This window comes from Streptomyces sp. NPDC048338 (assembly GCF_043201055.1).
In the GTDB taxonomy this organism is placed as follows: Bacteria; Actinomycetota; Actinomycetes; order Streptomycetales; family Streptomycetaceae; genus Streptomyces.
This window is the reverse complement of sequence record NZ_JBICYQ010000010.1, coordinates 122,885-142,293: the sequence shown is the minus strand read 5'-3', so window position 1 is coordinate 142,293 and position 19,409 is coordinate 122,885. Positions and strand designations below refer to the sequence as shown.

General features: G+C 72.8%; 16 protein-coding genes. 6 read left to right on the top strand and 10 right to left on the bottom strand.

The window, feature by feature from the left end; all coding sequences use genetic code 11:
* Positions 1 to 44: 44 nt before the first annotated feature.
* From ACGFZF_RS23550 to ACGFZF_RS23530, 5 genes are all read right to left on the bottom strand, one after another.
* Positions 45 to 1,391, bottom strand: a complete 1,347-nt coding sequence (locus tag ACGFZF_RS23550) for a glutamine synthetase family protein (protein ID WP_393556987.1) — start codon at positions 1,389 to 1,391, stop codon at positions 45 to 47.
* Positions 1,388 to 2,800, bottom strand: a complete 1,413-nt coding sequence (locus ACGFZF_RS23545) for a SidA/IucD/PvdA family monooxygenase (protein WP_393556985.1) — start codon at positions 2,798 to 2,800, stop codon at positions 1,388 to 1,390. Before ACGFZF_RS23545 ends, ACGFZF_RS23550 begins: the two co-directional genes overlap by 4 nt.
* Before the next feature lie 12 nt (positions 2,801 to 2,812).
* Positions 2,813 to 4,099 carry an NAD(P)/FAD-dependent oxidoreductase gene (locus ACGFZF_RS23540; protein ID WP_393556983.1) on the bottom strand — a complete coding sequence of 429 codons (1,287 nt, stop codon included), beginning with the start codon at positions 4,097 to 4,099 and terminating at the stop codon, positions 2,813 to 2,815.
* Positions 4,099 to 5,391: an ATP-grasp domain-containing protein gene (locus ACGFZF_RS23535; RefSeq protein WP_393556981.1), complete on the bottom strand. Its 1,293-nt coding sequence runs from the start codon at positions 5,389 to 5,391 to the stop codon at positions 4,099 to 4,101. Before ACGFZF_RS23535 ends, ACGFZF_RS23540 begins: the two co-directional genes overlap by 1 nt.
* A 72-nt stretch (positions 5,392 to 5,463) precedes the next feature.
* Positions 5,464 to 5,613, bottom strand: a complete 150-nt coding sequence (locus ACGFZF_RS23530) for a hypothetical protein (protein ID WP_356774809.1) — start codon at positions 5,611 to 5,613, stop codon at positions 5,464 to 5,466.
* A 157-nt stretch (positions 5,614 to 5,770) separates the two neighbouring features.
* On the opposite strand from ACGFZF_RS23530, the gene ACGFZF_RS23525 reads away from it, so the two are divergent.
* Positions 5,771 to 6,832, top strand: a complete 1,062-nt coding sequence (locus ACGFZF_RS23525; RefSeq protein ID WP_393556979.1) for a LuxR C-terminal-related transcriptional regulator — start codon at positions 5,771 to 5,773, stop codon at positions 6,830 to 6,832.
* Positions 6,833 to 6,904: 72 nt separating this feature from the next.
* Here ACGFZF_RS23525 and ACGFZF_RS23520 read toward each other — a convergent pair whose 3' ends face one another.
* From ACGFZF_RS23520 to ACGFZF_RS23510, 3 genes are all read right to left on the bottom strand, one after another.
* Positions 6,905 to 7,771 carry an adhesin gene (locus tag ACGFZF_RS23520; protein ID WP_393556977.1) on the bottom strand — a complete coding sequence of 289 codons (867 nt, stop codon included), beginning with the start codon at positions 7,769 to 7,771 and terminating at the stop codon, positions 6,905 to 6,907.
* A gap of 43 nt (positions 7,772 to 7,814) precedes the next feature.
* On the bottom strand, positions 7,815 to 9,662 hold the full coding sequence (locus tag ACGFZF_RS23515) for an MFS transporter (protein ID WP_393556975.1): 1,848 nt from the start codon (positions 9,660 to 9,662) through the stop codon (positions 7,815 to 7,817).
* A 97-nt stretch (positions 9,663 to 9,759) separates the two neighbouring features.
* Positions 9,760 to 12,339 (bottom strand): D-alanyl-D-alanine carboxypeptidase, encoded by a 2,580-nt coding sequence (locus ACGFZF_RS23510; RefSeq protein WP_393556973.1) that lies wholly within the window; start codon positions 12,337 to 12,339, stop codon positions 9,760 to 9,762.
* A 162-nt stretch (positions 12,340 to 12,501) separates the two neighbouring features.
* Here ACGFZF_RS23510 and ACGFZF_RS23505 point away from each other — a divergent pair, with 162 nt between their 5' ends.
* The 3 genes from ACGFZF_RS23505 to ACGFZF_RS23495 all read left to right on the top strand — a co-directional run bounded on the left by ACGFZF_RS23505 (position 12,502) and on the right by ACGFZF_RS23495 (position 14,705).
* Positions 12,502 to 13,224 carry a GPP34 family phosphoprotein gene (locus ACGFZF_RS23505; protein WP_393556971.1) on the top strand — a complete coding sequence of 241 codons (723 nt, stop codon included), beginning with the start codon at positions 12,502 to 12,504 and terminating at the stop codon, positions 13,222 to 13,224.
* Positions 13,225 to 13,437: 213 nt separating this feature from the next.
* Complete coding sequence (locus tag ACGFZF_RS23500) at positions 13,438 to 14,301, top strand: helix-turn-helix domain-containing protein (protein ID WP_393556969.1); 864 nt, start codon at positions 13,438 to 13,440, stop codon at positions 14,299 to 14,301.
* A gap of 203 nt (positions 14,302 to 14,504) precedes the next feature.
* The gene (locus ACGFZF_RS23495) at positions 14,505 to 14,705 is read left to right on the top strand and encodes a DUF397 domain-containing protein (RefSeq protein ID WP_147978409.1); all 201 of its coding nucleotides are present in this window, start codon (positions 14,505 to 14,507) and stop codon (positions 14,703 to 14,705) included.
* A gap of 99 nt (positions 14,706 to 14,804) precedes the next feature.
* Here ACGFZF_RS23495 and ACGFZF_RS23490 read toward each other — a convergent pair whose 3' ends face one another.
* Positions 14,805 to 15,662, bottom strand: coding sequence for a hypothetical protein (locus ACGFZF_RS23490; RefSeq protein ID WP_393556967.1), 858 nt, complete (start codon positions 15,660 to 15,662; stop codon positions 14,805 to 14,807).
* An 81-nt stretch (positions 15,663 to 15,743) separates the two neighbouring features.
* On the opposite strand from ACGFZF_RS23490, the gene ACGFZF_RS23485 reads away from it, so the two are divergent.
* A complete protein-coding gene (locus ACGFZF_RS23485; RefSeq protein WP_147978411.1) occupies positions 15,744 to 16,526 on the top strand; it encodes an SDR family oxidoreductase in 783 nt (260 codons plus the stop codon).
* A 209-nt stretch (positions 16,527 to 16,735) separates the two neighbouring features.
* The gene (locus tag ACGFZF_RS23480) at positions 16,736 to 18,274 is read left to right on the top strand and encodes a sodium:solute symporter family protein (protein ID WP_393556964.1); all 1,539 of its coding nucleotides are present in this window, start codon (positions 16,736 to 16,738) and stop codon (positions 18,272 to 18,274) included.
* Here the strand turns inward: ACGFZF_RS23480 and ACGFZF_RS23475 are convergent.
* Positions 18,259 to 19,377, bottom strand: a complete 1,119-nt coding sequence (locus ACGFZF_RS23475) for an ADP-ribosylglycohydrolase family protein (RefSeq protein WP_393556962.1) — start codon at positions 19,375 to 19,377, stop codon at positions 18,259 to 18,261. The genes ACGFZF_RS23480 and ACGFZF_RS23475 overlap by 16 nt on opposite strands.
* Between the last annotated feature and the right edge of the window lie 32 nt (positions 19,378 to 19,409).

Sequence of the window (19,409 nt, the reverse complement as noted above, 5' to 3'; positions counted from 1 at the left end):
GCGCGGGCGGACGGCCGGGGTGGACCGGCCGCACGGCGGGGCGCTCAGACGGTCTGGGCGTACCGGCCGATCTCCCAGGGGGTGACGATCCGGTGCCACGCGGCCCAGTCGGAACGGGAGTTGCGGACGACGGCGCCGGCGGCGAGCTCGCCCAGGGCGCCGTGGACGACGGCGTCCTGCTCCAGGGCCCGGAGTGCCGACGGGAGGTCCGTGGGCAGTTCGGCGATGCCCCGGGTGGCGAGGTCGCCGGCGGCCAGCGCGTCCGCCGCCTCCTCGCACGCCTCCGGCAGCTTCAGGGCGCGGTCCTGGCCGTCGGCGAACGCGGCGAGCACGCCGGCGAACAGCAGGTGCGGGTGGGCCGCGGGGTCGGGGCTGCGCATCTCCAGGCGCAGCGAGCGCGGTGCCGCGGTGTCGCCGGCGACCTTGAACGCGGTGGATCGGTTGTGCCGCGCCCAACTGGCGTGCACCGGGGTGCCGGAGGCGGGGACCAGCCGCTTGTACGAGTTGACGGTCGGGTTGCCCAGGGCGGTGAGGGCGGGCGCGTGGTCGAGGACGCCGGCGAGCGAGTGGCGGAAGAGCTCGGACATGCCGTGCGGGTCCGCCGCGTCGTGGAACAGCGGCCCGGTGCCGGTGGCCGCGCCGGTGCCGTCGAGGGAGACGTGGACGTGCAGGGCGTTGCCGTAGAGGTGGGCCAGCGGCTTGGGCATGAAGACGGCCGACATGTTGCGGCGGCGGGCCATGACCCGGGCGGTGTGCTTGAGGAGCAGGAGCCGGTCCGCCGTGGCCAGCGCGTCGCCGTGCCGGAAGACGAGCTCCCGCTGCCCGGAGCACACCTCGTGGTGGTGGCCGTCGACGGTGAGGCCCATGAGCTCCAGCGCCTCGGCGATGTCCCGGCAGACCTCGTCGGCCTGCTCGTCGACGCTCAGGTCCCAGTAGCCCGCGCCGTCGGCCGGGTGGCCGGCGGCGCCGGTGCCGGTGTCGGTGTCGCGCAGCAGGTAGAACTCGGCCTCGACGCCGAAGACGGGGCGCTGCCCGCGCGCCTCGGACGCCTCGACGGCCCGGCGCAGGACGGCCCGCGGGTCGGCGGCGAAGGGCCGGCCCGCGGAGTCGAGGACGTCGCAGAAGACCATGCCGACCGTGCGCCCGGAGGGGGTGCTCCAGGGCCGGTGGACGAAGGTGGACGGGTCGGGCATCAGGCGCAGGTCGCTGTGCTCGGGGTCGCCGTATCCGAGGAGTACGGCTCCGTCCAGGGTCCAGCCGCCGTCGCGCACCTCGGCCCAGCGGGCCGAGGGCACTTCCAGCGTCTTGAGACGTCCCGCGACGTCGGTGAAGAGCAGCTGGACGAAGTCGACGTCCTCGGCCTGCTCGTTCGGCGGGGTGCTTCGGCTCATCGGTGCAGGGCTCCTTGGTCGGCGAGGGAGGCGGCGGCCGGGACACCGGCTTCGTGGGCCGCTGCGGGCGAGCCGTTCTCCGTGCGGGCGAACGGCACGTACGCCGAGAGCACCCGGTCCGAGAGCAGCCCGAGGGAGCTGAGGTTGGGGAATCCGGGGCCTTGGGCGAAGGCGGCGAGGTTGGGCAGATGGAGCGGCGCGGGCAGGCCGTCGACCGCGAGGGTGGTGCCGATGGCGCGCTCGACGCCGCGAAGGCTGGCGGCACCGCCGAGCGCGGATCGCAGGGCCTCGTCGGCACGGGGGCCGAGGATGTCGGTGAACCACAGCGGGTCGCCCCCGGTGGCGTCGACGACGAGGTCGGCGTGCAGGGTCCGCTGCCGCCCGCCGTAGGAGACGTCCACCGATACCGGCCCGGTGCCGGACGGGCGCGTGCCGACGACCCGGCCGGGTTCCCAGGAGACCTCGGCGGACTCGGCGAGGTCGTTCTGGACGTCCTGCGAGAAGACGGCGCGGTCGGTGCGCCGGATGAACTCCAGCCGGTCCGCCTCGGTGAGATCGGTCCAGCTGGTGGGGTCGCTGTAGTAGCGGTTCTCGAAGGGGCTCTCGCCGCGGCTGTAGAGGGTGGCCCGGGGGGTGACGACGGTGACCCTGCGGTCGTGGCCGAGGGCGAGTTCGCGGACGATCGAGCCGGCCGTCTCGCCGGCCCCGATCACGACGACGTGCTGGGCCCAGACGGGCAGTTCGCGGGTGGCGAGCCGCCAGAAGTCGCCGGTGTCCAGGACGCGGGTGCCGTCGGCGGTCACGACGCCGGCGGTCGGGCCGGGGCCGGAGACCACCAGGCCGCAGCCGCGGACGACGGTGTCCGAGCCGCCGTCCTCGACGGTCAGCTCCCAGCCGCCGCCGTCGAGTTCGGCCCGCCGCACCTCACCGGTGACGGTGCGCAGGTCCGCCCGGCGGGCGGCCCACTCCAGGTAGGCCGCCCATTCCCGGTGGCTGGGCTGCGGGCGGCCGCGGTCGATCCAGCGGGCGTAGGTGCCGAGGTCGAGGAGGTGGCCGGTCCAGCCGAACCCGGTCATCCGCTGCGCGAGTTCGGCGACGAGCGGGTCGCCGGAGTCTCCCCAGGTGGTGCAGTCGTACGGGAAGCCGAGATCCTTCTCGGGGAGGGTGCCGAGCCGCTGGCGGCCGTTGGTCCAGCCCCGGCCTTCGCGCCAGTTGGCGGCGGTGCAGTCGCGCTCGACGGCGACGACCTCGGGGACGTCGAAGCCGGCGGCGCGCAGTACACGGGACTTCACGGCGAGGGCGATGGCCTTGGGGCCGGCGCCGATCACGAGCAGCGGGGCGCCGTCGTGTCCGCCGGTGGCCCAGGAACCGGCCGTGGCGGCCGGGAACAGCGTGGAAGTGTGCGACATGGTTGCTCCCGCTCAGAGGAAGCGGGCGGGATCGAAGGCGGCGGGGATGCCGGAGCCCCGGCCGCCGCGGATCCGCTCCGCGAGTTGTTCGGGCATGACCTGCGCGTACGGCATGCCGTGGCCGTTGAAGGCGGCCATCACCCAGAGGCCTTCGGCGCCCGGCCAGGCGCCGACCAGCGGGCAGCGGTCGGGGGTGAAGGCCATGACCCCGCTCCACGCCCTGACCACGGGGACGCCGGCGGCCTCCGGCAGGAGCGTGGGAAGCGCCTCGGCCAGCCGCTCGGCGAGGTCGGGGGCGAAGTCGGGGGTGTTGCTGCCCTCCGGCACCTCGATGCCCTCGTCGCGGCCCGGGACCGTGTTGCGCAGGCCGCCGATCAGCAGCGAGCCGTCGGGGGTCTGGCCGCCGTACATGAGGCCGCGGTCGAGTCCCCACTGCGGGATGCGGAAGGGCACCGGCGCGGTCTGCACCAGCTGCCCTCGCACGGGGGTGATGACCGGCGCGAGCTCCGGAAGGAGTCGGGGCGTCCAGGCGTTGAGGGCGACGACCACCTGGTCGGCGATCACCGTGCCCGCGTCGGTGGTGACGAGCCAGCCGCCGTCGGTGCCGTACGGCTCCACGGAGGCGACGGTGACACCGCAGGCGAAGTCGGCGCCGCCGCGGGCGGCGGCCTCCGCCATGCCGCGGACGTAGGCGACCGAGTGGACCGCGTCCTGGTCGGGCCGGTACAGGCCGCCGAGGACGGTGTCGGGCAGGTCGGTGCCGAACGCCTCGCGCGCTCCGGGCAGATCGAGCCAGGTGGCCTCGATGCCGTCGGCCCGCAGGGCTTCGGCGGTCCGCTTGAGTTCGAGGGCCTCGTCCTCCTCGACGGCGAGGTCGAGTTTGGCCGTGGGGAACCGGCTGGCCGCGATGCCCTCCCGCTCGGTCACCTCGCGCACCAGGTCGCGGTTGACCAGGGTGGCGCGGTAGATGGCCAGTGCCTCGGCGTGGCCGTACCGGTCGACGGCGACGGCGTGCTGGGCGTTGCCGCCCTGGATGAGACGGCCGGCGTTGCGGCCGGACGAGCCCATGGCCGGGGCGGGGTTGCGCTCGATCACCAGGGGGCGCAGGCCCGCCCGGGTGAGCCAGTAGGCGAGGGTCGAGCCCATCACGCCGGCGCCGAGCACGCAGACTCCGGCGCGCTCCGGCAGGGCCGAACCGCCGCGGGCCCAGGCGGGGCCCGTGGCGAGCCAGTAGGAGTCGGGGGATCGCATGGGGGTCCTTGTCGGCATGGTGGCGTAGGTCGTGGGGGTGCCGGTCATCAGGTCCAGCACTCCGCGCTCGGCAGGCGGCGGGCGGGCTGTTCGCCCTCGGCGGCCGGAGACGTGACGACGGAGACGAGCGCGGCGACGGACTCGGCCCGGGCGACCGCGGTCGCGGTGTCCTCGCCGGCCGTGACGACGTAGCCGAGGCGGTGCAGGTTGCTGGTGACGGATTCGACGACGTCGCCGGGCCGGGTCAGCAGGACCAGCCGTTCACGTGCGGGGTCGAGCCGGGCGGCCGCCTCCGCGACGCCGTCGACGCGGCGGACGACTCCGGGCTCGCCGGTCAGGAAGCGGATCGCCGCGCCGCCGGAGGGAGTCCGGCCGGACGCTTCGAGGGCGTCGAGGTCGACGGGCAGGCCGAGGGCCAGGTCCGCGGCGATGCCGTAGACGTCCACGCCCGTGGTGAGGCGGACGAGGTCGGCGATGCAGTCGCCCGCCGGCCGCGGGTTGACCTCGATGATCCGGGGTCCGTCGGCGGTCAGGATCATCTCGGTGTGCGCGATGCCGTGGTCGTAGCCGACGGCCTTGAGCGCGGCGCCGGCGACGTCACGGACCTCGGCGTCCAGGGCCGCCGGCAGGCGGGCCGGTGACGCCTGGCCCAGCTCCACGAACGACGTGCCGCGGGTGCTCAGCTTCTCGGTGCAGGCGAGGACGACCGTGCGGCCGTCGACGGTGACGGTCTCGACGCTGATCTCGTCGCCGATCAGCTCCTCCTCGGCGAGGAGGCTGCCGGTCCTGGTGAAGCGCGCCGCCGTCTCCCAGGCCGCGTCGAGTTCCGCCGGGCCGTCGGCGCGGACGACTCCCCGTCCGGCCGAGGAGTCGGCGGGCTTGAGGATGAGGGGGTAGGACAGTCCCCCGACCGCCCCTTGCCGGTCGTCGGGGGCGGTGTCCGCCCGCAGGACCCGGAACCGCGGCCCCGGCACGCCGGATTCGGCGAAGCGCTCGCGCGCCCAGGTCTTGTCGGTGAGCGACTGCAGGGTCCGCGGCGAGCAGCCGGGCAGTCCGAACTCCTCGGCGAGCCGGGCCACCAGGGGGAGCGTCGAGTCGAGGAAGCCGATGACGCCCTTGGGGCCGGGCGCCGCGGCCAGTGCCGCGCGGCAGGCCTCGTACACCTCGTCGGCGGGGCGCTCGGGAGAGAGGGGGATCTGACGGTCGGCCAGCCGGAGGTAGGCGGCGGTGGCGCTCTCGGCCACCGCCAGCTCGATGTCCGGACGGGCGGTCCACGAGGTCAGTGCCTGCTCGCGCAGGCAGCCCACGCGGACCAGCAGGAGGAGGGCCTTCGCGTCCATTGCGTCTTCTTTCGTTCGGGGAGAGGTGAGGCCGGCGTCCGTGGACACCGGCCCCGGGTACCGGAGGGGAGGTCAGCCCCAGCCGGTGTCCCCGGCGGCGGCGCTGAGCGGCACCGTCCGGCCCTCGTGCGCCCCGGTGGCCGCGAGCTCGGCCGTGGACAGAGCGGCGGTCACGGCGACCGCGGCGGTGAGCACGAGCATCCAGCGCTTGATCTTGTTCATCTGGTCTTCCACCCCGTTTTGTTCTCAGAAGTACCTGCCGGTCCGGCACGTGGCCCGTGCCCTCCGGCGCACTTCGATCATCACGCTGTCCTGATAGCGGACACCACAGCCGTCAGGGATCATGAAGATGCAATGGCAGAACATGAAGGCAGAACAAATGGGACCTGAACATCAGGTAAACGGACATAGCGAAGACTTCCCGAACTCCTCCGACCTGCAGCGGATGTACGACGCGGCGGTGCGGCGGGGTCCCGTGACGCTGCCGGAACTGACCTCACTCCTGGGCATGCCTCCCGCGGCGGCCGAGTCCGCCTTCGCGCGGCTGTGCGCCCTGAACCTGCTGCACCCCGCAGAGGAGCGGCCGGGCGCCTACCAGTCCTGCACTCCCCAGGTGGCCGAGGCCCGCACGCTCGGCCCGCTGCGCCACCGCCTCCAGGAGGTGCAGGAGGACATCGACGGCGCGGTGGTCACACTCGACGCCCTGCGGGAGGTGTACGCGGCCGCCGCGGGCCCGGGGACGGACGACCGGAACGTGATCCGGCTCGAACCGGCGGACGTCAACGTCATGCTCGACAAGGCGGCGGCGGAGTGCGCGACGGACCTGCTGACCGCCCAGCCCGGTGGCCCCCGGCCCGTCGAGGTGCTCGCCGAGGCCCAGGTCAGGGACTCCGAACTGCTGGAGCGCGGTGTCCGGATGCGGACCATCTACCAGCACAGCGCCCGCTTCAGCCCCGCGACCGAGGCCTACGCCGAACGCCTCACCGAGGCGGGCGCCGAGATCCGCACGCTGAACACCCTCTTCCCGCGGCTCCTCGTCTTCGACCACACCGTCGCCTTCGTCCAGGCCGGTGACGGTTCGGGCGCCCTGAAGGTCCGTCAGCCGGATCTGGTCGCCTTCATGGTGAGCACCTTCGAGACCGCCTGGCGCAACGCCATCCCGTTCGCCTCCGCCTACGAGACCCGCCGCCAGAAGCTCATCGTCTCGGACATCCAGAGCGCCGTGGCCCGGCTCCTGCTCCGCGAGGACAAGGACGCCGCCGTCGCCCGCCAGCTCGGCATCAGCGAACGGACCTGCCGTCAGCACATCGCCAAGCTCATGGCCAAGCTCGGCGCCCGCAACCGCACCCACCTGGGCTATCTGCTGGCGGCGGAGATGGGGATCGCCCACGAACCCGGGCTGCGGGGCGAGACCGGCCGGCCTGCGGGCGGCGCGCCCTGAGCCACCCGCTCCCGGCCGGCGGACCGGGAGGGCAGCGGCCCCGTTCCCGTCGGTAGGACCGGGATCCCGGCCCTACCGACGGCACGTCAGGCGCATCTGGCCCGCCGCGTGGTGGGCCTGCTCGAGCGACGGGCTGCCCCAGTCCTGGCCGCGGTCGAGGAGGCGGACGGTGAAGACCGTGGTGCGCAGGGTGTAGTTGCCCGCCCGGAGCAACTCCCCGTGGTGCGTGGTCTGGTCGAGGGTGAAGGCGGCGTACGGCGTGCCGTGGTCGAGGAGTTGGTAGACCGAGGGGTCGCCGGCCGCGTCCGCGGGGCGGGGCGGGTACGGGATGTGGACCGAGAGTTCGCAGCTCGTGTAGCCCGGGCTGACCTGCCAGCTCCAGGTGGCGGAGTTGTCGTGGTCCTCCGTCGGAGAGCCCGACATCGGCATCGCCGAGAAGCGGCCGTCGCAGCCCCCGCCCCGGTAGCCGCCTCTGGTGACGGTGTACCAGCCCTCGAAGCCGTCCGCGTAGCGACCCGTCTCGTGGTAGTCGCCGCCCGTGCAGCCCGGTCCCGCCCACACGGTGTAGGAGGGCGGGCCGGAGGAGTCCGAGGGGTCCCGCGACGGATGGGTGGGCGCCGGAGCGCCGGACACGGGCGGGGAGGTCCGGGCGGGCGCCGAGGTACCGGGTGTCCCGGACGGCTCGCCGGGGAACTCGGTGGGGCCGATCCGGGTCGGCAGCGTCCGTACCGGCGGCTCACCCGCCGCCGGGGGCGGCGCCTCGCCGCCGCTCAGGGTCACCACGGCCACCAGGCAGCCCGCGCCCACGGCGAGCACCGCGAGCACGATCCACGCACGGCTTCCCCGGGACGGGGGCTCGGGGTCCACGCCGCCGCACCGGGGGCAGACCATGCCCGGCAACGGACCCCGGTGCCCGCCGACGCATTCTTCGCACGCCATAGCGGCACACCTTACGGCCGATTCCCCTGAGGGGAACCAGCTCTCAGCGAAGTTCCTCCGGGCACGCCGTGCCGCGCGGAAAGATCTTGTACGGCGCGGCGAGCCGGTAGACGCCCGACTTCGGGGCCACCAGCTCCGTCCACTCGTCGCCCTCCACGTCGGCCTCCGTCTTCAGCAGGCAGCCCTCCGCGTTGCGGAAGACCTTCGGCAGTTCGGTCGCCGACGCCTCCCGGGCCGCCTTCGACGCCTCCGTCTCCTGCGGCGGCTCGATCTTGCCGCCGTCCTCGTCGAGCAGCGCCAGCCAGGGCGAGTACGGGACGCGGATCAGCACCCGGCCCGGGGCGTCGACGCGGATGACGACCTCGTCGGCGCCCGCCCGCTCGACCTCGGCGGGCGGCGCGGCGAGCGGCGTCGGGTCGGCGACCCGGTAGAGCCGCCAGTTGGCGTCGGACCAGACCTGTTCCAGGTACGGCAGCCCGTCCCCGACGAGCTCGGCCTCCCGCTCGGCTCCCGAGTCGGGCGCCCCGGTGGGGAGCACCACGTAGTGCACGGCCCAGCGGTCGAGCCAGTCCTGGTAGTTCGCGGCGTTGAGGGTGTCGTCGTAGAAGAGCGGGTTGCGCTCCATGTCCGCCTGCCGGTTCCAGCCGCGGGCGAGGTTGATGTACGGGGTGAGGGCGGAGGACTCGCGGTGGCTGGAGGCCGGGACGACCTCGACGCGGGCCTTCTCGGCCCCGCGCACCTGGAGCTGGTTGATCAGCGGTGCGACCTCGCGGGCCCAGGAGGCGTCGGGGGCGGTGCGGATGACGTCGTCGACGCCCTTGAAGCCGATCCAGACGTTCAGGCCGGCGAAGGCGAGCAGCACCGCGTACCACTTGCGCGAGCGCGGCACCGTGTACGGGAGGGCGGCGAGCAGCACCACACCGGCGAAGAGCATGACGAGCCGCGAGACGTTGGAGCCGATCTGCGAGTCGACGGCCCAGGTCAGGAGGGTGCCCACGGAGTAGACGGCGGCGCCGGTGCGGACGGTCCGCCAGTCGCGCGGCACCAGCAGGAAGACCAGGACGCCGAAGAGGAACGGCAGCGAGGTCGAGGCCCAGGACATCGGCTGCGTCCCGGAGAAGGGGAACAGCCAGGAGGAGACGGCGACGACGAGCACCGGGGCGAGGCCGAGGGCGTAGGCACCGGGGCGCCGCCGGTTCAGGAAGAGCGCCGCCGCCGCGACGCCGAGGAAGAGTCCGGCGACCGGGCTGCAGGCGGTGGCGATGCCCGCGAGCGGCGCGGCGACGGCGGCCTTCGCCCAGCGTCTGTGGCGCCAGCGGTGCGGCCAGCAGAAGACGGCGGCGACCGCGCCGAGCGCGAACATCATGCCGAGCCCGAAGGTCACCCGCCCCGACAGCGCGTTGCACAGGAAGGCGAAGACGCCGGCGAGCGAGCACGCCAGCGGATTGCGCACGGCCCGGACCCGGACCAGGATCAGCGCCGTCAGGCCGGCCGAGACCGTGCCGGCGATCATCATCGTCGTCCGCACCCCGAGGACGGACATGAGGTACGGGGAGACCACGCTGTACGAGACCGGGTGCATCCCGCCGTACCAGGCGAGGTTGTACGCGGAGTCGGGATGACGGCCGACGAACTCGGCCCACGCGTCCTGGGCGGCGAGGTCGCCGCCACTGTTCGCGAACAGGAAGAACCAGAGCACGTGGGTGAGGGCGGCGACCCCGGTGGCGATCATCACCGGGTAGCGGCGCCGGCGCCGCGCGGGGCGCGCCGGGCGGTCGGCCGGGGGTCGTTCCGTGGCGGGGCGGGGGGCCGGGAGATCTATTCGCGCCGGTACCCGGGTACGCGGATGCGCGGCGGCCTCGTCGGCGCGTGTCGGCTCGGCGGTGGTCACTGCGGCCCTCTCCCGTGCTCCTCGTCCCCGGAACGCTAACAGGTGCCGGGCGCGCGGCGCCCCGGGAAACCGGGGCGCCGTACACGTCGGCCGCAGGTCAGCCCAGACGGGTCAGCTTCCTGTCGAAGCCGGGCTCGACGAGGTCCTTCTGCAGCGCGACGGGTGCGCTGACCGCACCGGCACCGGTGCCGATCGAGATCTCGCCGACGACGTCGCCCGCCTCGGCGGCGTGCGGCACGGCCTTGCCGCCGTCGGTCAGCCGCAGCTGCACCTTCAGGCCCGGCCAGCCGATCGCCTTCAGTTCCTTGGTCGCGACGACCGGGGTCGTCCCGCCGAGCCCGTCGTCGACATGGCCGACGACCTGGCCCTTGCGGACCACGGCGGCGGAGGTCACGTCCGCCTGCGCCTTCTGGATGATCTTGAGGCTGTAGTCGATGGCCAGCTGGAGCTTCTGGTAGAGCTGGTCGGCGTCCTTGGCCCCCATCACCACACCGAGGATGCGGCGGTTCTTGCCGTCGACGACGGTGTTCGCGGACCAGAGCAGGTTGCCGCCCGCGGGGGTGGAGGAACCGGTCTTGATGCCGCCGACACCCGGCTTCAGCAGGATGTTGTTGTTGTTCTCGATCTGGCCGGGGATGCCTTCGACGGTCAGGTTCGGCATGTTCACGATCTCGCGGAACACGTCGTTCTGCATGACCGCCTTCGCCAGCTTCAGCTGGTCGAGCGGGGTGGAGACGGTGGTCGACTGCAGACCGGACGGGTCGGTGTAGACCGAGTCGGTCATGCCGAGGTCCTTGGCCGCGGCGTTCATCTTCTCGACGAAGGCCGCCTCGGAGCCGGCGTCCCAGCGGGCGAGGAGCCGGGCCACGTTGTTGCCGGAGGGGATCATGAGGAGCTGGAGCAGCTCCTTCTCCGAGTACTCCTGCCCCTCCTTGATCGGCGCGGTCGACTCGTTCGGGGCCTTGGCCTGCTCCCCGGCCTTCTTGTCGACCGGGATCTCCGGACCGGTCTGGTTCCCCTTGATGGGGTGGTCGCGGAGGATCACGTACGCCGTCATCGTCTTGGCGACGCTCGCGATCGGCGCGGGCTTCTGCGCGCCGTACGTGCCCAGCGAACCGACGCCCTCCACCTCGGCGGCACCCTGGCCCTCGGTGGGCCACGGCATCTGCAGCTCGCCGCCCTCGAAGGTGAAGGTGGGCTCGGCGGTGAGGCCGAGCACCGGGGCGGGCAGCGGCCGGACGAACTGCACGATCGCAAAGACGATCAGCAGCAGCACGACGAGCGGCGTCCAGATCCGCACGCGCCGCGCGGCGGTGCGGAGCGGGGTCCGGGGCGGGGGCGGGGTGTTGGTGAGCTCCGCGAGGAGGTCGAGGGGCGGCAGCGGCGGCATGGGCTGCTGCCTGGTCCGCTCGGCCTCGGCGAGGGACGCCGGCGGCACGGGCGCGGGCGCCGGCACCTGGACGCGCGGGGCGGCGGGCGCGGCGGCGTCCTCCGCCGGGGCCTCGGGGAGGTCCTTGCGCAGCGGCACGAAGGTGCTGGGGCGCTCGGCGGCGGGCTTCGGGGCGTCCGGGGCCGGGGCGGGCTTGGGGGCGGCCGGGGTCGGCGGGAGCTTCAGCGCGGTCGTCGGCTGGTCCACCGGGGCCGGGCGGACGGTCTTGAAGACGGCCGTGGGCTGGTCGACGGGCTTGGCGACGGGCTTCGCGGGCGCGGTGGCCTGGGCGGGCTCGGCGTCCGCGTCGGCGCCGGACTCGTCGGTGCCCGTGCCGGACTCCGCGGCGGGCGCGGCGGCGTCCGACGGCTCGTCCTCGGCCTCGGCGGGCGCTGCGGCGGGCTTGCGCGAGGCGAACCAGGACTCCGGCGAGGAGGCCGGCTCGGCGGAATCGGTGCCGGCGGGCTCGGCCTCGGCGGAGTCGGCGGAGTCGGAAGCGGGTGCGTCGGCGGCGGAAGCGTCCGGCTCGGCGTCGGCCGTGTCGGCCTGCTCCGCCTCGGGCTCGGCGGGCTCGGCGGGCTCGGCGGTGGTTTCGGCCGCCGCACCGCCCTCGGCCTCGGCGGTCGGCCGGTCCGCCGCGGCGGGCTCCTCGGCCGTCTCGGGCTCGGCGGGCCGGGCAGCGGGGGCGTCGGCAGCGGCCTCGCCGGAGGCGTCTGCCGCGCCCTCGGCGTCCTCGGCGCGCTCCTCGGTCTGCGTGTCGTCACCGGAGGCGACCCAGGCTGCCACTGCCGCCCTCAGACGGTCGCCGTTCTCCTCGGGAGCGGTGTCGCCCCCGGACCCGTCACCGGCCTCCGCCTCGTCGTCCTCGGTGGACGCGGCGGCCTCGGAGTCGGTCTCGAAGTCGGTCTCGGAGTCGGTCTCGGCCGTGGGCGTGTCCGCCTCGGCCTCCGGCTCGGGGACGGCCGCACCGTCCGCCTCCGCGGCCTCGGACGCGGTCGCGGCGTCCTTCTCCGCCGCCGGGGCGTCGTCCTCGGGCATCCGCGGGGCCGGCGAGCGGAAGACGGCGGTCGGCTGGTCCACCCGGACCGCGCCCGGGGCCTCCGCCGTCGTGGACGGGCCCTCGGCCTCACGGAGGACGGAAAGCCTCGGATCCCGGGCACCGCCGCCCGGAGCCGCCCCCTGCGAGGACTCCTTCTGCTCCGCCTTGTCGGGGGACTCGCCCGCCACCGTGCCTCCTCCATGCGTCATGCGTACGTCCGAACCATGTACCAGTGTCCTGTGTGAACCCCTTGGCTCCCGTGCTAGACGAGAACGACATACCTACTGGTTCCCGTACGAACCACCCAGGCACTCTCGACAGATGAATGTGAGAGGGGTCACCCTGTGACTCATCCACGCGGGGAGGCATGGATGGGCAGGAGCCGCAGAACAATTCCGGAGGAGCTTCTGCTGCTCGCTCTGGACCCGGCCACGGGTACCACAGCGCAGCCGCAGTCGCTCGACCTCGGCCTCGCCGGAGCACAGCTAGTGGAGCTGGCTCTGGCAGGACGGATAGCCCCTGACGGGGATCGTATCGCCGTGGTGATGCCACGGCCGACCGGAGATCCGACTCTGGACTCCGCACTGGAACTGCTGCGCAGGCGCGGCAGCCCGGTTCGGGCCGTCCACTGGATTGGCGGGCCCCGACTGGGGCTGCGCCAGATTTACCTCGCTCATCTGGAGCGGTGCGGCATGGTGCATGCCGTCGAGGGCCAGATGTGCGGGGTGCTGCCGACGACTCGCTACCAGGCGACGGACACGGCGATCAGCCGGGACATCAGGAACCGGCTGGACAGTGCGATCCGCACCGGCGTACCGCCGGACCCGCGGACCGCGGCGCTCGCCGCGCTGGCCCACGCGGTCGGTCTCGGCAAGCACTTGTACCCGGGGAACGAAGGACGGTCGTCGCGGTCCCGGCTGCGCGACCTGATCCGGCACGACCCCATGGGCGGCCTCGTGGCGCATGCCGTGATGGACGTCCAGAACGGTGTGGCCGCCCAGCCGCGCCGTAACTCCGCGGCGGGAGGCGGACGTCCCTCGGGCGTTCCGGAGCAGCCCCACCGCGGCAGCATGGCCCGCGCCGCCGTGCACTGAGCACCACAGAACCGATCCGGGAGCCGCAGCCGTGTGCGGGGTGGTCACGACGACCGCCCCGCACACGCGCGCCACGGCCCTCGCCTCGGGCATCGCGCCTGCGTGACGGCTGCGTTGTCGTCATTTCCCAGCGCACACCGCACCTTTGGTGGCAGTCTGCCAAGCAGTAGATACTCACAGCTACGCAGGCCGATTGTCGGAGGTGCAGTTTCCGTGGCGTCCAGTGTCAATCCCACCGTAAGGCGACGCCGTCTGGGTCAGGAGCTGCGCCGGCTCCGGGAGCAGAAGAACATGACGGCCGAACAGGTCGCCGAGCGGCTGCTGGTCTCCCAGTCGAAGATCAGCCGCCTGGAGAACGGCCGCCGTTCGATCAGCCAGCGCGACGTCCGTGACCTCTGCGGGGTCTACGAGGTCGAGGACGAGCGGGTCGTCGAGTCCCTCATGCAGATGGCCAAGGACTCGCGCCAGCAGGGGTGGTGGCACGCCTTCGGCGACATCCCGTACAGCGTCTACATCGGCCTGGAGACCGACGCGGAGAGCCTGCGGGTGTACGAGCCGCAGGTCATCCCCGGCCTGCTGCAGACGCACTCCTACGCGGAGGCCGTGATCACCGGCGCGCTGCCCGAGTCCGCCGCGGCCGACATCGACAAGCGCGTCACCGTCCGGACCCGCCGCCAGGAGCGCATCAGGGACGCCGAGCGTCGCCTGCGGCTGTGGGCGGTCATCGACGAGGGGGCGCTGCGCCGGATCGTCGGCAACAAGCAGCTGATGATCGAGCAGCTGGAGCATCTCGTCGAGCAGTCGCACCTGCCGCACGTCACCGTCCAGGTGCTGCCCTTCGACATGGGCGCGCATCCCGGCATCAGCGGCCACTACGCGATTCTCGAATTCCCGGACACGTCGGACTCCAGCGTCGTCTACATCGAGGGCGTCACCAGCGACCTGTATCTGGAGAAGGCGCAGGATGTCGCGAAGTTCAGTGTGATGTACGAGCACTTGCGGGCACAGGCGCTGAATGTCGAGCAGACCCGGGAGTTCATCTCGGACATCGCCAAGGAGTACGCCGCGGGAAATTAGGGAGGAATCGCCGCCACAGGGAGCCACCCCCCGCGTAGGGGGCCCGCACGGTACACCCCGCCCGGGCCCCAGCGGAAGCCCGCTTGGAATATGCCATCCGGTCGAGTGAACGCCCGCCCCATATGGCGGGGCCGACGAGTAGCGTCGATCACGCCAGCAAGAACGTTGGCGCGACACCTACTGGCAGAACCGGAGTCAAGAACATGGCGATTACTCAGGGCGCTACGGACACCTGGACCAAGTCCTCCTATTCCGGCGGGAACGGGGCCTGTGTCGAAGTCAAGTCCCCCGTCGTGGCCGCGATCGCGGTGCGGGACTCCAAGGCACCCGAGGGCCCTTCCCTCGCCTTCGGCCCCGACTCCTGGAACCTCTTCGTCGGCGAAGTGAGCACCGGAACCCTCTGAGCGCGTGCGCGCCCGGGATCGCACGGTGTTAAGGAAAGAGCCCTCTCGACCGGTCCGCCGTCCTGGCCGAGGGGGCTCGGCTTCGTTCTCGGCCGTCCCTCACCTGAGCTCGTCGACGTAGCGGTCCGTCCCCGGCACGGTCGGGACGAACGGGGCCAGCAGCTCGACCCGTCCCGCCTCCCCCGCCAGGGACTCCAGGCCGGCGAAGTGCTCCTGCCAGCAGTCGCGGGGATCGCGTTCCAGGAACCAGAGCAGCGTCAGCCGGGTGTCGACGCCCTCGACCTGCTTCACGTACGTCATCCGGTCCCCGGGCAGGGGTGTCGGCCGGAAGACCGTGACCATCGCCGCCGGTGAGCCGGCGAGCCGCTTCGGGAGTTCCCGTGAGCGCAGCCGCTCCAGGAGTTCCGCCCGCTCCGCGGGCCCTTCCGCGTCGACGACCTGGAGCACCAGGCCCGCGTAGGGGTGGTCGAGGGCGTGGAAGTCGCGGGGGCCGGCCGCGCCGTCGCGGTAGACGGTGGCCATGTGGTCCTGGAAGGCCGTGAAGACATGGGTGCGGTCGTGGTAGACCCGGCCGTCGCGGTTGAGGCGCTTGTTGATGCCGACGGTCCACTTCATGTGCTCGTCGTAGCGGCCGTCGGTGATCCAGTACGTGGAGAGGTAGCAGCCGGCGGTGACCGGCTGGGCGATCGCCGACTTCTCCGGACGGCGCAGCTCCTGCAGCTCCCGGGTGGCGACCCAGCGGCGGCCCGCGTACATCCAGGGCATCGCCATCGCGCCCGCGTAGTAGTGGTCGTCCTCGTACCAGCGGTTGTACGCGAACTCGTGGCCCGGGTGCGGCTCGACCATGGTGATCAGGGCGTGCCCCGGGCGGACCCCGTAGGGACCCACGGCCGCCAGTTCCGCGTAGGTCTCGCTCCGGGTCTCCCCGCCGTCCTCCGCGCGCGTGTCCTCGCCCATTCCCGACCCCTTCCCAAGTCCGGTGGAGCCCCCTACTCTGACGGGCCGTCAGATAATTGGCCAGACTCGGGAGGCGCCCGGATGCTGCTCCAGGGAAAGACCGTGGTCGTGTCGGGCGTCGGCGCCGGACTCGGTCATCAGATCGCCGCCGCGGTCGTCGCGGACGGGGGCAACGCCGTCCTCGGCGCGCGCACGGAGGCCAACCTCGCCAAGTCGGCGGCCGAGATCGACCCGGCCGGGCACCGTACGGCCCACCTGCCCACCGACATCACCGACGAGGCGCAGTGCGAGGCCCTCGCGGCCCTCGCGGTCGAGCGCTTCGGCGGGATCGACGGCGTGGTCCACGTGGCCGCCTGGGACAGCTACTTCGGCGGGCTGGAGGACGCCGACTTCGCCACCTGGCAGGGCGTCCTGGACGTGAACCTGCTGGGCACGCTGCGGATGACCCGGGCCTGCCTGCCGGCGCTCAAGGAGCGGGGCGGGGCGGTCGTCCTGATCGGTACGCAGTCGGCCGTGGCGGCGCCCTCACAGGTCCGGCAGGCGGCGTACGCGGCCTCGAAGGGCGCGCTGACGTCGGCGATGTACTCGATGGCCCGGGAGCTCGGCCCGCACCGGATCCGGGTCAACACCGTCCTGCCGGGCTGGATGTGGGGTCCGCCGGTGCAGGCGTACGTCCGGTTCACGGCGCACACCGAGGGGGTGCCGGAGAGCGAGGTGCTGTCCCGGCTCACGGAACGGATGGCACTGCCCGAGCTGGCGACCGACGCGGACGTCGCCCAGGCCGCGGCCTTCCTCGCCTCGGACCGCGCGCGGGCCATCACCGGACAGTCCCTGCTGGTCAACGCCGGTGAGCTGATGAGGTAGCGCCTCGCGGGACCGCACACACGAGAGCCGCACGGCGCGGGATGCCGTGCGGCTCTCTCGTGCCCTGAGTTGTTCACAGTCATGAACACAGGTCAATGACTCGAACGATTTTACCTGCTCTTGACCCTCCGGTGCGTTGTCGTGGGCGCGAGATTCCCCACACCATGAACGGCGTTCACAAGGCGGACCGGACCCCTGGAGGGGGCTCAATGAACAGTCTCGACTGGGCCGTGCTCATCGGCTATTTCGGCGTGATGGTCGCGATCGGCGTCTGGTCCCACAAGCGCGTGGACAACGTCTCCGACTTCTTCACGGCGGGCGGCAAGATGCCCTGGTGGCTCTCCGGCATCTCGCACCACATGTCGGGCTACAGCGCGGTGATGTTCACCGGATACGCCGGTATCGCCTACACCTACGGCGTCACCTCCTACGTGACCTGGTCCTTCCCCATCGCGGTCGGTATCGCCATCGGCGCCCACCTCTTCGCGCCCCGGCTCAACCGGCTCCGCTCCCGGCTCCATGTGGCGTCGCCGCTGGAGTACCTGAAGAACCGCTACAACCTCCCCACCCAGCAGGCCCTCGCCTGGTCCGGCGTCCTGCTGAAGATCGTCGACGTGGGCGCCAAGTGGGCCGCGATCGCCACCCTGCTCTCGGTCTTCACCGGGATCTCCCTCAACCAGGGCATCCTGATCACCGGCGTGATCACCGGCATCTACTGCACGGTGGGCGGGCTGTGGGCCGACGCGCTGACCGAACTGGGCCAGTTCGTCATCCAGTTCTTCGCCGGCATCGCGATGCTGATCGCGGTCCTGGCGAAGCTGGGCGGCGTGAGCGCGCTGTGGACGGTCTGGGACCGGCCCGAGCTCCAGGGACACACGGAGCCGACCGCCGGCCCGTACACCCTGACCTTCCTGCTGGCGTTCCTCTTCATCAAGACCTTCGAGTACAACGGCGGCATGTGGAACCAGGCGCAGCGCTACATGGCGACGCCGAACGCCCGCGAGGCCACCCGCTCCGGCCGGCTCTCGGCCGTGCTGTGGTTCGTCTGGCCGCTGGTGCTGTTCTTCCCCATGTGGGTCGCACCGCTGCTGGTCGACCCCGAGAAGCCCGACGCCTCCGACTCGTACGCGCTGATGACCGAACAGCTGCTGCCGCACGGACTCCTGGGCCTGGTCATCGTCGGCTTCTTCTCGCACACCATGGCCATGTGCTCCTCCGACGCCAACGCCATCGCCGCCGTCTTCACCCGTGACATCGCCCCGGCCCTGAGCAAGGCGGCGCGCGGCTGGACGCACCGGGCCGGGCTCATCGCGGCCCGCTGGTCGACGATCGCGTTCCTGGCGCTGTCGATGGCGATCGCCACCCAGGTCAACTCCCCCACCTTCAAGGACATCATCACCGTCGTCATCAAGTGGGTGGCCGGTCTGATGGGGCCGATCGCGATCCCGTTCATGCTCGGCCTGCTGCGGACGTTCCGGAAGTCCGGTCCGACGGCGGCGCTCGTCTCCTGGGCCGCCGGCCTGTTCGCCTTCTGGCTGACCAACTACGGGCTGGACGGCGTCGAGCTGCAGATCCAGATCGTCTCGCCGCTGGCGACCTCCCTCGTCCTGTACGTCCTGATCGGCTTCGTCAAGCCGGAGGACACCCCGGAGCGGGACGCGGTGCTCGACACGATCCACTCCGACGGCGGGGCCGCCGCCGTCCCGGCGCAGACGGCCGGCGACCGGTCCGGTCAGCCCCTCGGGTAACGGGCCAGCCAGCCCGGGGACGATTCCGAGGGGCTGTGCAGGGCGGTGCCCTGCGTCATCTCCATCGCGAAGTCGTCCGAGATCTCCAGGACCGTGGAACGGCCCTCCAGTTCGGCCAGCCAGGCCGGCGGGAGGGCCGTCTCGCCGTGCAGGGCGCCGAGCAGCGAACCGGTGAGGGCTCCGGTGGCCGCCGAGGGGCCGCCGTGGTTGACCGCGAGCCGCAGGCCGTGCCGGATGTCCTCGCCCACCAGGGCGCAGTAGACGGCCACGGCGAGCTGGTTCTCCGCCCGGTCCACGTCTGCGCCGAGCGCGATGACCCGGGCCGCGTTCGGCATCCCCTGGCGTACGGCTCCCAGGGCCTGCTGGAGCGCGGCGGTGACCGGCTCGTGGCCCGGGCGCGAGGAGAGCTGCCCGAGGGCCCGCTGGACCGAGCCGTCCACGCTCTCGCCGCGGGCGAGGCCGTGCACGACGACGGCGAGGGCGCCGGCCGAGAGGTAGGCGGACGGGTCCCCGTGGCTCTGGGCCGCGCACTCCACGGCCAGTTGGCACACCAGCTGCGGCTCCCAGCCCACGAGCAGGCCGAAGGGCGCGGAGCGGACCAGCGCGCCGGAGTCGGTCGCGTCCGGGTTCTTGGGCCGGTCGAGCGTGCCGAGGACCTCGTCGCCGAAGCCGGTCAGGCAGGCGCGGGCCGGGTCGCGACGGGTGTAGAGCCACTCCTCACACGCCAGCCAGCCGTTGTCCTTGCGCCGTTCGTCGGGACCCCAGTCGCGCTGGGTCGCGGCCCAGCGCAGATGGGCCCGGTGCACGTCGGTGGGCGGGTGCCAGGCGCCGGTGTCGCGGCGGACCTGGGCGCGGACGAGCCCGTCGACGGTGAAGAGGGTCATCTGCGTGGCGGCGGTGACGGCGCCCCGCCGCCCGTAGGCGGGCACGGGTTCGGTGAGGCCCTCGTCCCCGTGTGCCGCCCGGATCTCCTCCAGGGAGTGCGCCGCGATTCCCGCGCCGAAGGCGTCGCCGATGGCCCCGCCCAGCAGACAGCCCCGCACCCGGGCCCGGAAGTCCTGCTGTTCGGCACGGCCCCACACGGCCGCGGCGGTCGTGGTCACAACGTGCCCTCCCCCGGTGAAGCAGGTCTGCC

What these genes read in the sequence shown, in the direction of transcription:
- ACGFZF_RS23550 (WP_393556987.1), bottom strand. Translation starts at nt 1,391, where the DNA reads ATGAGCCGAAGCACCCCGCCGAACGAGCAGGCCGAGGACGTCGACTTC.
- ACGFZF_RS23545 (WP_393556985.1), bottom strand. Translation starts at nt 2,800, where the DNA reads ATGTCGCACACTTCCACGCTGTTCCCGGCCGCCACGGCCGGTTCCTGG.
- ACGFZF_RS23540 (WP_393556983.1), bottom strand. Translation starts at nt 4,099, where the DNA reads ATGACCGGCACCCCCACGACCTACGCCACCATGCCGACAAGGACCCCC.
- ACGFZF_RS23535 (WP_393556981.1), bottom strand. Translation starts at nt 5,391, where the DNA reads ATGGACGCGAAGGCCCTCCTCCTGCTGGTCCGCGTGGGCTGCCTGCGC.
- ACGFZF_RS23530 (WP_356774809.1), bottom strand. Translation starts at nt 5,613, where the DNA reads ATGAACAAGATCAAGCGCTGGATGCTCGTGCTCACCGCCGCGGTCGCC.
- ACGFZF_RS23525 (WP_393556979.1), top strand. Translation starts at nt 5,771, where the DNA reads ATGGGACCTGAACATCAGGTAAACGGACATAGCGAAGACTTCCCGAAC.
- ACGFZF_RS23520 (WP_393556977.1), bottom strand. Translation starts at nt 7,771, where the DNA reads ATGGCGTGCGAAGAATGCGTCGGCGGGCACCGGGGTCCGTTGCCGGGC.
- ACGFZF_RS23510 (WP_393556973.1), bottom strand. Translation starts at nt 12,339, where the DNA reads ATGACGCATGGAGGAGGCACGGTGGCGGGCGAGTCCCCCGACAAGGCG.
- ACGFZF_RS23505 (WP_393556971.1), top strand. Translation starts at nt 12,502, where the DNA reads ATGGGCAGGAGCCGCAGAACAATTCCGGAGGAGCTTCTGCTGCTCGCT.
- ACGFZF_RS23495 (WP_147978409.1), top strand. Translation starts at nt 14,505, where the DNA reads ATGGCGATTACTCAGGGCGCTACGGACACCTGGACCAAGTCCTCCTAT.
- ACGFZF_RS23490 (WP_393556967.1), bottom strand. Translation starts at nt 15,662, where the DNA reads ATGGGCGAGGACACGCGCGCGGAGGACGGCGGGGAGACCCGGAGCGAG.
- ACGFZF_RS23485 (WP_147978411.1), top strand. Translation starts at nt 15,744, where the DNA reads ATGCTGCTCCAGGGAAAGACCGTGGTCGTGTCGGGCGTCGGCGCCGGA.
- ACGFZF_RS23480 (WP_393556964.1), top strand. Translation starts at nt 16,736, where the DNA reads ATGAACAGTCTCGACTGGGCCGTGCTCATCGGCTATTTCGGCGTGATG.